Annotated in this window: 13 protein-coding genes, 1 pseudogene and 1 riboswitch; of the genes and pseudogenes, 12 read left to right on the top strand and 2 right to left on the bottom strand. The window is 41.7% G+C overall.

The genetic code is table 11. From position 1 onward, the window contains the following. Nucleotides 1–53: 53 nt before the first annotated feature. The gene (locus AC1TO4_RS08075) at nt 54–773 is read left to right on the top strand and encodes an ABC transporter ATP-binding protein (RefSeq protein ID WP_482104889.1); all 720 of its coding nucleotides are present in this window, start codon (nt 54–56) and stop codon (nt 771–773) included. 12 nt (nt 774–785) lie between these two features. Here AC1TO4_RS08075 and AC1TO4_RS08070 read toward each other — a convergent pair whose 3' ends face one another. Next, nucleotides 786–1,178: a hypothetical protein gene (locus tag AC1TO4_RS08070; RefSeq protein WP_482104888.1), complete on the bottom strand. Its 393-nt coding sequence runs from the start codon at nt 1,176–1,178 to the stop codon at nt 786–788. A gap of 88 nt (nt 1,179–1,266) precedes the next feature. Between AC1TO4_RS08070 and AC1TO4_RS08065 the strand changes: the two genes are divergently transcribed. From AC1TO4_RS08065 to AC1TO4_RS08015, 11 genes and pseudogenes are all read left to right on the top strand, one after another. After that, nucleotides 1,267–1,743 carry an acyl-CoA thioesterase gene (locus AC1TO4_RS08065; RefSeq protein ID WP_482104887.1) on the top strand — a complete coding sequence of 159 codons (477 nt, stop codon included), beginning with the start codon at nt 1,267–1,269 and terminating at the stop codon, nt 1,741–1,743. A gap of 514 nt (nt 1,744–2,257) precedes the next feature. After that, on the top strand, nt 2,258–2,884 hold the full coding sequence (gene ureG / locus AC1TO4_RS08060) for an urease accessory protein UreG (protein WP_482104936.1): 627 nt from the start codon (nt 2,258–2,260) through the stop codon (nt 2,882–2,884). 67 nt (nt 2,885–2,951) lie between these two features. Continuing rightward, nucleotides 2,952–3,683, top strand: coding sequence for an urease accessory protein UreD (locus AC1TO4_RS08055; protein ID WP_482104886.1), 732 nt, complete (start codon nt 2,952–2,954; stop codon nt 3,681–3,683). A gap of 1,103 nt (nt 3,684–4,786) precedes the next feature. After that, complete coding sequence (locus AC1TO4_RS08050; protein WP_482104935.1) at nt 4,787–6,142, top strand: MFS transporter; 1,356 nt, start codon at nt 4,787–4,789, stop codon at nt 6,140–6,142. A 23-nt stretch (nt 6,143–6,165) separates the two neighbouring features. Then, nucleotides 6,166–6,294 (top strand): annotated as a pseudogene (locus AC1TO4_RS08045) (hypothetical protein); the annotation flags it as partial. Nucleotides 6,295–6,400: 106 nt separating this feature from the next. Then, nucleotides 6,401–7,333 (top strand): 5-dehydro-4-deoxyglucarate dehydratase, encoded by a 933-nt coding sequence (gene kdgD / locus AC1TO4_RS08040; protein WP_482104885.1) that lies wholly within the window; start codon nt 6,401–6,403, stop codon nt 7,331–7,333. 9 nt (nt 7,334–7,342) lie between these two features. Next, a complete protein-coding gene (gucD, locus tag AC1TO4_RS08035) occupies nt 7,343–8,809 on the top strand; it encodes an alpha-ketoglutaric semialdehyde dehydrogenase GucD (RefSeq protein WP_482104884.1) in 1,467 nt (488 codons plus the stop codon). Nucleotides 8,810–8,912: 103 nt separating this feature from the next. Further along, entirely contained in the window at nt 8,913–10,295 is a 1,383-nt protein-coding gene (gudD, locus tag AC1TO4_RS08030; RefSeq protein WP_482104883.1) for a glucarate dehydratase, read from the top strand. Between the two features lie 90 nt (nt 10,296–10,385). Next, the gene (locus AC1TO4_RS08025; protein ID WP_482104882.1) at nt 10,386–11,333 is read left to right on the top strand and encodes an ornithine cyclodeaminase family protein; all 948 of its coding nucleotides are present in this window, start codon (nt 10,386–10,388) and stop codon (nt 11,331–11,333) included. A 35-nt stretch (nt 11,334–11,368) separates the two neighbouring features. Beyond that, nucleotides 11,369–12,061, top strand: a complete 693-nt coding sequence (locus AC1TO4_RS08020; protein WP_482104881.1) for a FadR/GntR family transcriptional regulator — start codon at nt 11,369–11,371, stop codon at nt 12,059–12,061. A gap of 142 nt (nt 12,062–12,203) precedes the next feature. Continuing rightward, nucleotides 12,204–12,317: riboswitch (SAM riboswitch) on the top strand. A gap of 492 nt (nt 12,318–12,809) precedes the next feature. Next, nucleotides 12,810–13,922, top strand: coding sequence for a 5-methyltetrahydropteroyltriglutamate--homocysteine S-methyltransferase (locus tag AC1TO4_RS08015; RefSeq protein ID WP_482104880.1), 1,113 nt, complete (start codon nt 12,810–12,812; stop codon nt 13,920–13,922). Between the two features lie 293 nt (nt 13,923–14,215). Here AC1TO4_RS08015 and AC1TO4_RS08010 read toward each other — a convergent pair whose 3' ends face one another. After that, entirely contained in the window at nt 14,216–14,446 is a 231-nt protein-coding gene (locus AC1TO4_RS08010) for a hypothetical protein (protein ID WP_482104879.1), read from the bottom strand. Nucleotides 14,447–14,573: the final 127 nt, after the last annotated feature.

The following is a 14,573-nucleotide window of genomic DNA, read 5'->3' as shown; positions in this document are numbered from 1 at the left end:
TTGACGCAATCACGCCGAGGCGTGATTGATGTGTTGGAAAGGTTGGAAAGAGCATGCTATTAACTGTGGAGAATATATCGAAAAGTTACCGCAAAGAGAAGAAAGTACTTCGTGGAATTGATATGGCTATTGGGGAAGGTGAAATCGTAGGTCTTGTTGGAGAAAGTGGTAGTGGGAAAAGTACTTTGTCACGTCTAATTATGCAGCTTGAAACCCCCGAAACGGGTGTTGTTTCCTTTCATGGAGCACCCATAACGAGGAATACGAAAAAAGTATTCTACAAAAAATGCCAGCTGATTTTTCAAAATGCATCGGCGGCTCTTAATCCAACTTGGACTGTCAAAGAAATTCTGAGGGAACCGTTACGCAATAGAAGTGGTGACCGAGATACGTATATTCGTCATATGCTCGGGAATGTAAAACTGACCGAAGCGCATTTGAATCGACGTCCATCTGAATTGAGCGGTGGTGAAAGGCAACGTGTCAACTTACTGAGGTCCATCCTCATTCAGCCGGAATTGTTAGTATGCGACGAAATTGTCTCTAGTCTCGATCGATTAATACAAAAAGAGATTATAGACTTACTCATCAAACTGAATCGGGAGACCGGTATGGCGATTCTTTTTATTTCTCATGATTTACAGGTTGTCGAATATATGTGCAACCGTATTTATGTTATGAAAGAGGGAGAGATTGTCGATAAAAGTGTTAAACAGGAAGGGGAATTCAAGTTTTCCCATCTCTATTCGAAAAAGTTATTTGGCGAAAAATGAAGAGCGTTTTACTTACTTGTTCGAACTTTTCCTATTCCGCAGATTTATTAAAAAAGCCATAAACCAGACATAAAAGAACATGGAACCAACCAGTACAATAGCTACATAAATATACTGAAAAATACCAGGAATGTTATATTCCTTAATGAAACCTGCCGAAAATAGCATAATGGCCGTAAGCGCAGCAATGAGTAAAATCATTCCGATTGCATAAATGATCATCGCGCTGATAGGGGTATTTCGAAGGGTTTTACGGATGGCATCCCGGGACTTAACAGCTCTAACAAGTAGGTATGAAAACAAAATAAGTGATAAATAGTCTTTAGCTGTAAAGATTATGAAGAATCCAAGTAATACGATCAACCAAGTGATCTTTTGATAATGTGTATCAATAAAATTCAGCATGAATAGACCCCCAATATGTGTATACTCTATATACGGAAGATATAGGGGAAAGGTTCCCTTAATTCATAAAAGCGAAGGAGAGATTTTCATGGTACAAAAAAGACCAATGAGCCATTCACGTACCATTCAATCCAAAATTGTCTTGCCGCCAGACACGAATCATTTACAAACAATTTTTGGCGGTCGTGTCCTGGCATACATAGATGAAATCGCTGCAATCGCAGCGATGAAGCATTCTCATTGTTCGGTTGTCACGGCATCTATCGATTCAGTCGATTTCCTCTCATCCGCACGCGTTGGTGACGTACTGGAACTCGAAGCAATCGTCACTTTTACCGGACGCACGTCAATGGAGGTGTTCGTATCGGTCCATTCCATGAACCTTTTGACTGGAGTAACGAAGCTGACGACTGAATCATTCCTCACAATGGTGGCCATGGATGAAAACAACAAACCCATTCCTGTACCCGGGGTATACCCGGAAACGGATGTGGAGAAGAGGTTGTATGAGACAGGTCCAGGACGCCAGGCCCACCGAAAATTACGGAGTGAGATGAAACACTGAATAAGTCCCGATACAATGGATAGAGTTGGAAATCCCGCTAATACCGCTTCTGCGCTTTGTGGATGCCTCCCGCGATAAGTCGGAAAGAAGAGCAAGGAGGGATTGAACTGCATCCCTCCATCAGTCTTATCGCTCCGGCTACCACGAAGACGCGCCTTCGCTGGATGGTCTCTTTAAGAAAGCACATTTCGTTATTGGGGATTAGACTTGCAATCTATAGTGCGTCTTTCTTCAATGAAATTAGTATTAAATAGTAATCACATTATAATCTCAGTCTATACATCTCAAAATCACTATCAATAATGTACACTCCGGCGCAGGTGCGGCAAAGGGGTAGCCGAAGCCGTGAGACTGGATGCGAAGCGCTAATCCAGGCTCAGGGCGAGAGGCATCCCCAGAGCACCTAGTGGTCTACGATGTACACTCTGAATTAAATACTCTCTCAATAATGTACACTCCAGCGCAAGTGCGGCAAAGGGGTAGCCGAAGCCATGAGACTGGATGCGAAGCGCTAATCCCAGTACGTATAGGCATCGGTGGACCGGTTGGATCGGGCAAAACGTCGCTCGTTGACCAACTGACACGTGCAATGCATAAAGATTATAATATGGCTGTCATTACGAACGATATTTACACACGTGAAGATGCACAGTTTTTAATTAAAAGCGGAGTACTTGAAGAAGACCGTATTTTGGGCGTTGAAACAGGAGGTTGCCCACATACGGCAATCCGTGAAGATGCTTATATGAACTTTGCGGCAATCGATGAGTTGAAAACTCGTTTTGATGATCTTGATATTATTTTTGTGGAAAGTGGCGGCGATAACCTATCTGCTACTTTTAGTCCGGAACTTGTCGACGGCTATATCTATGTAATTGACGTCGCAGAAGGCCAGGATATTCCGAGAAAAGGCGGACCTGCTTTGACGCGTTCTGATCTTTTGTTGATCAATAAAACGGATCTTGCTCCGTACGTCGGTGTCGATCTTGACCTGATGGATAGCGATACGAAAAAAATGCGCAACGGACGTCCATATATTTTCACGGATGTAAGAACACAGAAAAATGTAGACAAGGTTATTGCTTGGATTAAGCACAATATGCTGTTGGAAGGCGCGGAATCTGCTGGTTCAAATGCATAATCCGTCCCGCTCCATCCATCACGGAAAACTAAATCTAGAGTTCGAATTTAGAAGGGGCTATACACGGATGCCTCATGTTTACCAGCAGCCCCCTTTGAAGGCAAGCCGCGAACTATACGAAGGGAAAGACCCGACAGCGACGGTTTACATAATGGAATCGTCTGGTGGGATGGTTGCAGGGGATCGAAATGACATTACAGTGAAAATTGCACCAGACAGCAGCGCGAGGCTGATTCAGCAGTCAGCTTTGAAAATCTATCCGTCCCATACAGGAGATACTTGTGTGTTGACAATCGATGTCTGGCTCGCCGAACGAGCGCGTCTGGAATGGATGCCTGTAGTCATTATTCCATTCGCTGATGCGAAGTTCCAAGTCGACACGACACTTAGGCTAGCCGCTGATTCAACGGTATTATGGGGAGAAATCCTCGCCCCGGGTCGCGAAAAGCGCGGTGAAATTTTTGACTATGAATCATTGAAATCAAACTTTAAGATTTTCGTTGAAGACGAACTGATCGCCTTCGATTCACTGCATTTTTCACCGAAAGAAGTTGACTTAACTGGTATTGGTTTACTGGGAGACGCAATGTATGTCGGTTCGATCTGGCTAGTATCTCCTAAAGCTAAGGACATCGATATCCGTTCATTACAGGAAACACTACGGGTAGAAGAAGGCTTGAAAGCCGGTATGACAAGGCTCGAAGGAAATGCAATCCATTGCAGATGGCTCGCGGTTGATCAGTGGATGATGCAAGAAGAGATGAAACGGGTTTATGCGCTTTTGGCGTCAATGGTTTGAGGGGACACTCCGGTTGGGAGGTATCCAATTGGACTGTGGGTTTCATTGAAGAATTGTGCGAGGCAGGGAAAGAGTTGCCCAGTTTTCTGTTAGTGTTGTCAATTTTCACATTTACGTAGATTACTCACAATTTCCTTCAAAGAAAGCCGGAAATACCGGTCATCGATCTCTGAAAGGGATATATTTACCATATACTTATACATTGTAAATGGAAGTGTAGGAAAAAAGGCTCATTTACCAGTCCCACACAATACAATCGAAACTGGTATTGCCGCCGCATACAAATACATCTACGGCTGTTCCGAAAATATATCCTGAAACAGAAGATGAAAAGAGCCTATCTGAAACAGGTCCCGCACGCCGTGAACACCGGAAATTACGGAGTGAGATTCAACACTGAATAATAATTGTAGAATTAGTTTAAAAGGTGAATCCTTATTTAATGGGGTTCATCTTTTTTTGGTTTGTCCGACATGCGGTGATATAGGGTGTGACACCTGAGCGGTAGATCTCTAATTTAAGGAACATAACCACATAGAAGGCAAGTTGAGTAGGTTTTCCGAACATAATGAGGTCCAATTTTGCCGAAGGTTGTATGTAATAAATGAAGTAGCTAGGCGGGAAGGGAATGATTACTCTCTTGCGGGGGAGGTTCGATTGATACACAAAGTCCAATTGGTTACCCAATATAAGTAGTTATTTAGTGGTGTTTTTGATAAAATTCTTAATACGCCCAATTTGGAATTGACTAACTATTATTATTGTCTTACAATAATACATACAAGCAAAAAGTAATAGATTACCATTTTTAAAAAGGGAGGTATTGATTCAGTAGTGCAGTGGAAATTTTTAAAGCTTTATGCATAAAGTGTAAGCGGTTTCATCGAGCTGGCTATCTGTAGTTAGATTATTTAGTTGAATAACTTTTCTTCCTTTATAAAAGTGAAGCCCTATTTTATTTGTATATGGATGTTAAGGGTGGTTTGAAGATAGGGTTATCAGTGGTTTCAAGTCTAACGATAAAATATGAATTTAGGGGAAGTGAGCACATGGTAAGCGTTCAAGAGAAGGTTCAAGAAAAGGTTCAAGGGGAAGCTCCAAATATGTCAATTAACAATAACGAAATTAAGCCACCGATTATTAATAAACAAAAAAAGACAAACGTTCGTTGGTTTACGGTTATGATACTCTTTTTAGTCACAGCTATAAATTATGCGGATCGAGCTACCTTGTCTATTGCAGGAACAGATATGTCGCGAGACCTGGGACTAAATTCAGTTATGATGGGTTTAATATTTTCAGCATTTGCGTGGTCATATGTGGCTGGTCAAATTCCAGGAGGGTGGCTGCTTGACCGCTTTGGATCGAAGAAAGTATATTTCTGGAGTATTTTCTTATGGTCAGGATTTACATTGTTGCAAGGATTTCTTGGCACATTCGGATCCGCAGGTACCGCTGTCATTATTTTATTTGGACTACGTTTTTTAGTCGGGTTGGCAGAGGCACCTTCTTTTCCGGCCAACAGCCGAATTGTTGCTTCCTGGTTTCCAAGTCATGAACGTGGAACCGCTGCTGCCACATTCAATTCAGCGCAATATTTTGCAACTGTCCTTTTTGCCCCGATAATGGGCTACATTACGTACACATTTGGCTGGGAATATGTTTTCTACTTTATGGGGGCACTGGGTATTCTCGCCGCCTTCGGATGGTTGAAGGTATTTTATAATCCGAAAGATCATCCGCGAGTTAATCAAGCCGAGCTTGATTATATCGAACAGGGCGGCGGTTTAACTAGTATGGATCAACAAGTAACGAAGAAAGAGAAAGTAAAAGGTGAAGGTTGGAATAATGTTAAGCAGCTTTTAGGTAACCGTATGTTACTTGGTATATATCTCGGACAGTATTGTATTACAACTTTGACCTACTTTTTCCTAACTTGGTTTCCTATTTATCTGGTACAAGAAAGAGGCATGACAATCCTTCAAGTTGGTTTTGTCGCTTCGCTTCCGGCAATTTGCGGTTTTATTGGCGGTTTGTTAGGAGGGATTTTCTCGGATTTCTTGCTGAAAAAAGGATTCTCGCTAACGGTTGCCCGTAAAACACCTATAATTTTAGGGATGATTATGTCAATGAGCTTAATAGCAGCAAATTTTGTGGATGCACAATGGGTAGTTATTTTCGTCATGTCTCTTGCATTTTTCGGTAAAGGATTTGGAGCACTTGGCTGGGCGGTCATGGCAGACACATCACCAAAAGAGATGTCGGGCATAAGCGGTGGCTTATTCAACACATTTGGAAATGTTGCTGGAATTACGACACCTATTATTATCGGTATAATTATTGCTACAACTGGATCATTTAATGGAGCACTTCTATTTGTTGCTGCCAATGCACTTGTTGCAATACTTAGCTATCTATTCCTTGTAGGTGAAATCAAGCGCGTAGAATTGAAGGCATAAGCATTTAAACTATTGATCGAACGATTGAAGAAGTTGGTTGGGAAATTTTCAATGACATTCTTAAAGTTGCTAGCGGAACGAAAAAAACATGGGCAGATAAATGGGGAGTTCATAATGACTTGGCTTTGTTCAATCCTTCGCCAGTAACATAATCACTGTTTTCAGAACAAATAAAAATATCGTTTGACAGATTAGTTTAATTGTCTTACAATAAGACATATAGAAACTAATTAACTATTATTGAAGGGTGGAATTCACATGACAACAAAGAAGAGGCAAGCGCCGAAAGGGATTTTAGGATTCCCAGTCGCTCCAATGGATGCCGAAGGGAAATTGGATTTAAATGGATTAGGAAAGAATATCGAGTTTTTAATCGAAGGAGGTTTGTCTTCCATTTTTGTGGCATGCGGAGCAGGTGAATTTCATGCTATCAGTAACGAAGAATACAGATCGATGGTAGAAGTTGCCGTAGAAAAGACAAAAGGCAGAGTTCCACTATATACAGGTGTTGGTGGAAACATTACGCACGCGTTGGAGCAAGCGAAGATTTCTGAAGAGCTTGGCGCGGAAGGGTACTTGATTTTACCGCCGTATCTAATCGAGCCTTCACAGGATGGTATATACAATTATTTAAGCGAGATCATAGATAGCACGGAGTTGAATGCAATCGTTTATCAGCGTGATAATTGCATTTTTGAAGCCGAAACCCTTCAAAAGTTATGCAAACTGCCACAACTGGTAGGGTATAAAGATGGTATTGGAAATATGGAAAAGAATGTCGAGTTTACACATCTAATCGGGGACCGTCTTGAGTGGGTCAACGGTATGCCTCTAGCAGAAGTAACGATGGCTGCCTATGTGAACCTTGGATTCACTTCGTACTCATCAGCGATTTCAAACTATATTCCACATATTTCAGCGAAATATTATGAAGCGCTTCTAAGTGGAAACAAAGAAGTGTTGAATGAAATATATGAAAACGTGATATTCCCAATTCATCGTATCCGTAAACAGAAGAAAGGATACGCGGTTTCTTTAATCAAAGCAGGCATGCAAATTGTTGGTCTTCCTATTACAACGAATGTCAGGGCACCAATCGCTCCTGTTGAAGAAGGGCATTATGAAGAACTCAAAGTAATTATTGAAAATGCATTGAAGAAATATCCTGCTCATGCAGAGACAGTACAATAGGAGGCAATTATGACTACTACAACTGAAGTAACAACAAAAACGTATTTAAATTATATTAACGGCGAATGGGTCGCATCAGAAACAGGGAAGACAGGGGTGAGTAAAAATCCGGCTAGTAAGGATGAAGTTGTAGGATCTTATCAACTATCCTCAAGTAATGATTTCGACAATGCCGCGACTTCCGCACGGCAAGCTCAAAAAGCGTGGCGCAAACTTACTGGAAACGTTCGAGGCGACTACTTGTTGAAAGCTGCTTCTATTATGGAAGAGCGCATTGACGATATCGCGACTGCGATGACACAAGAAATGGGTAAGACATTCCCAGAAGCAAAAGGTGAGACTGCACGCGGCGTAGCCATTTTACGTTACTACGCCGGTGAAGGGATGAGACCGGTTGGTGACGTAATTCCATCGACAGACAGCGAAGCACTAATGTTTACAACGAGAGTACCGCTTGGCGTTGTTGGAGTGATTACTCCTTGGAACTTCCCGGTAGCAATCCCTCTTTGGAAAATGTCTCCGGCCTTAATTTATGGAAATGCAGTTGTTATTAAACCCGCGAGTGAAACGGCTATTACATGTGCAAAAGTGATTGAGTGTTTGCATGATGCAGGAATTCCTGCAGGGGTTGTCAATATGGTAACAGGTTCCGGTTCACTTCTCGGGCCAGAAATGGCAAGTAACAAAAACATTGACGCAATCACGTTTACAGGGTCAAATACGGTTGGGAAATCACTGGCTCAGACAGCTGTTGATAGAGGCATTAAATACCAACTGGAAATGGGTGGGAAAAACCCTGTAATCGTTGCCAACGATGCAGATCTTGATTTGGCAGTCGAAGCAACGATAAGTGGTGGATTAAAATCATCTGGCCAAAAATGTACAGCGACGAGCCGAGTCATCGTTCAGCAAGACGTCTATGAAACGTTTAAAGGGAAACTGCTTGAAAAAGTGGCTGAAATCACTGTCGGGGACGGCATGGATGCAGGAACATGGATGGGGCCTAGTGCAAGTCAAGGTCAGTTGGATACAGTTCTATCTGCGATTGAAAAAGGAAAAGCAGAAGGGGCTACATTGCTCCTAGGTGGAAACGAAGTTAAGAAAGATGGTTTGAATGGTTACTTTGTTGAGCCGACTGTATTCGAACATGTATCGCCTGACATGGCGCTTGCGCGAGAAGAAATTTTTGGCCCAGTTCTTGCACTTATGAAAGTAGAGACAATCGAAGACGCACTTGAATTGGCAAATGACTCGGAATATGGACTAAGTGCATCCATTTTCACGACGAAAATTAGTAATATGCTTTCATTCATCAATGAAATGGATGCTGGTCTAGTCCGCATCAACGCGGAAAGCGCAGGGGTTGAACTGCAAGCTCCTTTCGGCGGCATGAAGCAATCTAGCTCCCATTCACGTGAACAAGGGCAAGCAGCTAAAGAATTCTATACGTCTATCAAAACAGTATTTATAAAATAAGATGAATCAGGAGGAGTTATGCGATAAAAAGCTTAACTCCTTCCTTTTCAAAAGAAGGATTAGCATGAGGGGTAGGAAAAATAGTAGTCGGGGGGAATTATGAATGTTAATTGGTGAAAAAAAGGAAAGTACAGTTACTTTTAATGCGGATGGGGAAAAAGCAAGTACTCCGCGAGTTATGAAAATGACTGTCATTCCTGTTGCAGGCCACGACAGTATGTTGTTGAATCTGAGTGGAGCACATAGCCCATACTTTACAAGGAATATTGTCATTCTTGAAGATAATCATGGGAATAAAGGGATAGGAGAAGTACCAGGTGGAGAGGCGATTCGCCAGACGTTAGAAGATTCAAAGCCATTCGTAATTGGTGAATCCATCGGTATATATAACTCAACTTTAAATAAAGTTCGACAGCAATTCGCAGTTAGGGATGCAGGCGGACGCGGTTCGCAAACATTTGATCTGCGAACGACAATTCATGTTGTTACGGCTATTGAAGCAGCTTTACTAGATTTACTAGGGAAGTTCCTAGATGTACCTGTCGCTGAATTGCTTGGTGAGGGTCAGCAACGCGATAGTGTAGAAATACTTGGGTACCTTTTTTATCTAGGTGATCGAAACAAAACGGATTTACCTTATCTAAGTGATACGGAATCGAAAGATGATTGGTTTAGACTACGTCATGAAGAAGCTTTGACGCCTGAATCGATTGTTGCACTTGCGGAGGCGGCCTATGAACGCTATGGCTTTAATGACTTTAAACTAAAAGGCGGAGTGCTTTCCGGAGATGAAGAGATGGCAGCGGTGACAGCGCTTGCAAAACGTTTCCCTGAAGCAAGAATTACACTGGATCCAAACGGTGCCTGGTCTTTAGAGGAAGCAATTCGACTTTGTAAAAACCAACATGATGTACTTGCCTATGCTGAAGATCCATGTGGAGCGGAGGCTGGTTATTCGGCTCGTGAAGCAATGGCTGAGTTCCGCCGTGCTACAGGACTTCCAACAGCTACCAATATGATTGCAACGGACTGGAGACAGATGGGCCACGCAATTCAGCTTAATGCTGTTGATATTCCATTAGCAGATCCACATTTCTGGACGATGCAAGGTTCAGTTCGAGTCGCGCAAATGTGTAATGACTGGGGATTGACGTGGGGCTCGCACTCAAATAACCATTTCGATATCTCTCTTGCAATGTTCACACATGTTGCAGCAGCTGCACCTGGAAAAATCACGGCGATTGATACGCATTGGATTTGGCAAGATGGTCAACATTTAACGAAGGAACCGCTTCAAATTAAAAATGGGAAAATTGAAGTTCCCTCTGCGCCTGGCTTAGGTGTTGAAATTGATATGGAACAGATTGAAAAGGCGAATAAACTCTATATCGATCAAAAACTTGGAGCTCGTGATGATTCTATAGGTATGCAGTATTTAATTCCAGAATGGCAATTCGATAATAAACGACCTTGCTTAGTAAGGTGATTTCAAATCGACAGAGTTTTACTATATAAAAAAATGTAGGATAGACCAGCGGAAAACGTTGGTCTCTATTCTCGTTTGAGGGGGATAAACATGCATTTTATTGACGAGCAAGAAATTAGAAGTCTTATCTCGATGAAAGAGATAATCGATACTATCGAAGACTATTATGTGAATGACGGGGAGAAGAAATCATTTGTTCCAGAACGATTATTCATCAATGATGCCGAGAACTCGGCTCTATTGATGCCTTCCTTTTACGAAGATTATTACGGGGCGAAGCTGATTGGTATTGCTCCAGGCAATGCTGCAATCGGTGAAGCAACGTTGAGGGGTATCTTCCTGTTGAATGAAAGGAAGACGATGAAACCACTTGTGATCATGGATGCACGAACGATAACTGCTATGCGGACTGGTGCTGTAAGTGGATTGGGTATGAAATACTTGGCATCCAATGAAACGGAGACCATTGGTATTATAGGTACTGGCGATCAAGGGTGGAGTCATTTGCAGGCGGCTTGTGCTGTAAGGTTAGTACAGAGGGTTTTAGTGTATAATCGTAGTAAGGAAAGACTCGATAACTTTATAGAGAAAGCGAAGAAGGAATTTCCAACTATTCGATTTGATAGTTCAGATCCTGCGACCATTGTAAAAGAGGCGCAAATTATTATTACAACGACAACATCAACAAGTCCGGTTATTCCTTACGATGCGCAAATTGATTTAACTGGAAAGCATTTCGCAGGTTCAGGTGCATTCAAATCATTCATGCAAGAGATTCCCGACTCAATTATCAAAGAAGCAGATCATCTATTTGTAGATACGCACGCAGCGTTTTCCGAATGCGGTGAAATGATTAACGCAAGAAAGTTTGGCCATAGCGAAGAGACAATCCCTGAACTGGGGACCTTGGTTCAACAAGGTGAAAATGAAGAGACGAAGCAAAAAGTAACCGTTTTTAAATCGGTAGGTGTATCTATTTTTGACATCCTAACAGCAAAACTAATCTACGAGAGATATCAAAGTCGGGTTGAAGTATAAAGTGTACTTGAAAACCTGAGAAAAGGAGGGATGAAATGAAAGAATATAAAGTGGACAATGTCCGTAGAAGCACCCTCTCGCAACAGGTGTTAGAACAAATTGTTCAGCTATTAATGAGCGGACAGCTAAACCCGGGTGATAAATTGCCATCGGAAATGAATTTGATGGAACAATTTGATGTTAGCCGACCTGTTCTGCGGGAAGCGCTTAGTTCTTTGGAGACCTTGGAAATCATTACAAGAAGGCCGCGCGGAGGTACGTTTGTAAATGATAGGGTCGGAAGTAATCCGTTTAAGGTAATGCTCGCCTTATCTATTAACAATGTTCCTGCAATCATCGAAGCGCGCATGGCGTTAGAGTTGGGGCTCGTTACGATTGCTGCCGAAAAGATATCGGATGAGCAACTTGAAAAGATCAAAGAAACAATTGATAGTATTCAAGAAAATACAGATAGTAATTATGGTCGTTTGGATAAGGAATTCCACAGATTGATTGCACAAAGCGCCGATAATCCAGTTGTCGAAGGAATGATAGATTCACTGCTCATCACGCACGAGAAAACAGATAGCTTAATCACCTATCGAGAGCCTGATATTACGATTGAGCATCACTTAGCAATCTATGAAGCGTTGAAAAAAAGGGATCCTTTTGAGTCATTCAAGCAGATGTATACACATTTAAGTTATGTGAGAAAGAAAATAATGGCAGACTATGAGGGGAAACAGTAGCTAGGAAAAGTTGTACACCCTAGCTTTTTTGTTTGCCTAACTTGTCTAAGGAAAAAGACATAATTAAAATCTTTTGTATATTCTGTATTGACATTCTATTTAAAGGCCTGTATTGTACTGGTTAACAACTAAATACGTAACTTTCTTATCCAGAGAGGTGTAGGGACTGGCCCGATGATACCTCAGCAACAGACTTTTTAAGTACTGTGCTAATTCCAGAAGCGTAAGTGTAATGCTTACTGCTTGGAGATGAGAAGAGCAAATAGCGAATTCGCCAAAACCTCTTCTATAAATTTAGAAGGGGTTTTTTGTTCTTTCTGGAGACCAAAGTTACCTTCAAAAAATGAAGGGAGAATTATTATGTTTTTGAAAAATTCATCAATTAAATTGAGTTATCAACAAACTTAGATAAAGTGCCCTCAAAAGACTCAGTCGTTTTTAACATCGTTCCGAAGCCAGAAAAAGCATCCGGATTTCCAGTCCGCTCATACGCGCGACTGCCGAAAGAGAAGGGAAATAACCCGCTCATACGCGGTACTGTCGTTAGAAAATAAATAAAGCCCGCTCATACGCGGAACTGTCGTAAGAAAAGGAAAATAACCCGCTCATACGCGATACTGCCGTAAGAAAAGAAAAAAGAGCCCGCTCATACGCGATACTGCCGAAAGAATAGAAAAAGAGTTCGCCCATTCGCGTCCTGTTCGGATAAAATCAAAATCCACTAAAAAACAGAAAGAAGGAATTTACTATGACAAATCAAGCGACAACACTAACGAAAGCACCATTCAGAGCGGACCACGTTGGAAGTTTACTACGACCGGATAACTTGCATAAAGCGCGCAAAGACTTTAAAGAAGGCACAGTTACTGCACAACAATTACGAGAAGTAGAAACACAGGAAATTAAACGGGTGGTTGATAAGCAAATTGAAGTTGGTTTGGAACTTGTAACAGATGGTGAATTTAGACGTACATGGTGGCATTTGGACTTCTTGGAGCATTTGAATGGAATTGAAGGATATGTGCCTGAGAAAGGTTACACATTTGACGGGATTGAAACTGAAAAATACGACGTTCGAAACACGGGTAAGATTTCATTTAACCCTAATCATCCATTCATTCAAGACTTTGTTGAATTCAATGAAATCGTTGGCGGACGTGCCGTTGCGAAACAAACAATCCCGAGCCCAAATCAACTCTTTAATATTGGAATCCGTGATGAAACGATTTACCCTGACATTGAAGAATTTGCAAACGATGTTATTCAAGCATACAAAGATGCTTTGAAAGCATTTTACGAAGCCGGTGTACGTTACTTGCAGTTGGATGATGTCTATATTGCCGGGCTATCTGCACCAAATATCCCGTTCAGTGACGGAGCTTATTCAAGAGAACAATTAATCGACTTGGCACTACGCGTCATTAATGGTGTGCTGGAAGATAAACCGGAAGATTTAGTCGTAACAACACACTTATGTCGTGGGAACTACCAATCGACGTGGGCATTTGAAGGAAGCTACGCACTGATTGCGCCAACGCTCCTTGCAAAAGAAAAAGTAGATGGCTTCTTCTTGGAATATGATGATGAACGTTCAGGAGACTTTAAACCATTGGATCATGTTCCAAATGGTGGAGCAAAAGTCGTGCTTGGTGTTGTTACATCGAAAAATGGACAAGTAGAAGACAAAGATGCGGTTATCGCGCGCATTCAAGAAGCGGCGCAATACGTGCCACTCGAACAGCTATGCTTGAGCCCGCAATGCGGATTTGCTTCAACGCATCACGGCAACAAATTGACAGAAGAACAGCAATGGGAGAAATTGAAATTCATTGTAGACGTAGCGAAGGAAGTCTGGAACTAAATTAAGTAAACCTGAACAAAGCTCATTTGCTTTGTTCAGGTTTTTTTTCATTCCACAGTAAATGGTACAGAAACAGATAACTCGTACAACGGCTCACCAAGCGGTAAAAATGTTTTCACAAGACGGTATTCGCCTGGAATCAGTGTCGCGCCGAGCGCGTCGACCGAAAAGTCTGGCGTGCTTTACTGCCGGCTGACAATACATTTCCATAGTCTTTGGAGGACGGATCCTTTAAGAACACAGCATCTGAATACTTAATGATAAATCAATGACCATCTTTATTTTTCTATATGTCAAAACTCACCCAATTGATAGTCGGATGAACTGGTATTTTGTACGACTGTCTTGATAATAGATGGTGATCCCAGGAAAGCATCTTCTTCAAGCGTAAGTGATAACCCTTCTTCGGATGCATGCATCTCTTGGTCAGGAACTGGGTAAGACAATGTAGAAATGGTAGATTCATTTCCGCAGGCGGTGAGAAGAGATATAAGGATAAGTACAATTGTTAGTTGTTTTTTCATAAAAGGGTACACCTCCACTTCTATCAAATCCCTTTGATTGTGGATAAACATTGATTGAAATCAAGTACTTGGTTGTGGATAAGTTGTAATAGTGAAAAAATACTATTTATGCACATGTGGATAGTTT

The organism is Sporosarcina sp. Y838 (assembly GCF_056786515.1).
Note: the sequence above shows the minus strand (reverse complement) of the source record. Positions and strands in the feature narration are given on the sequence as shown.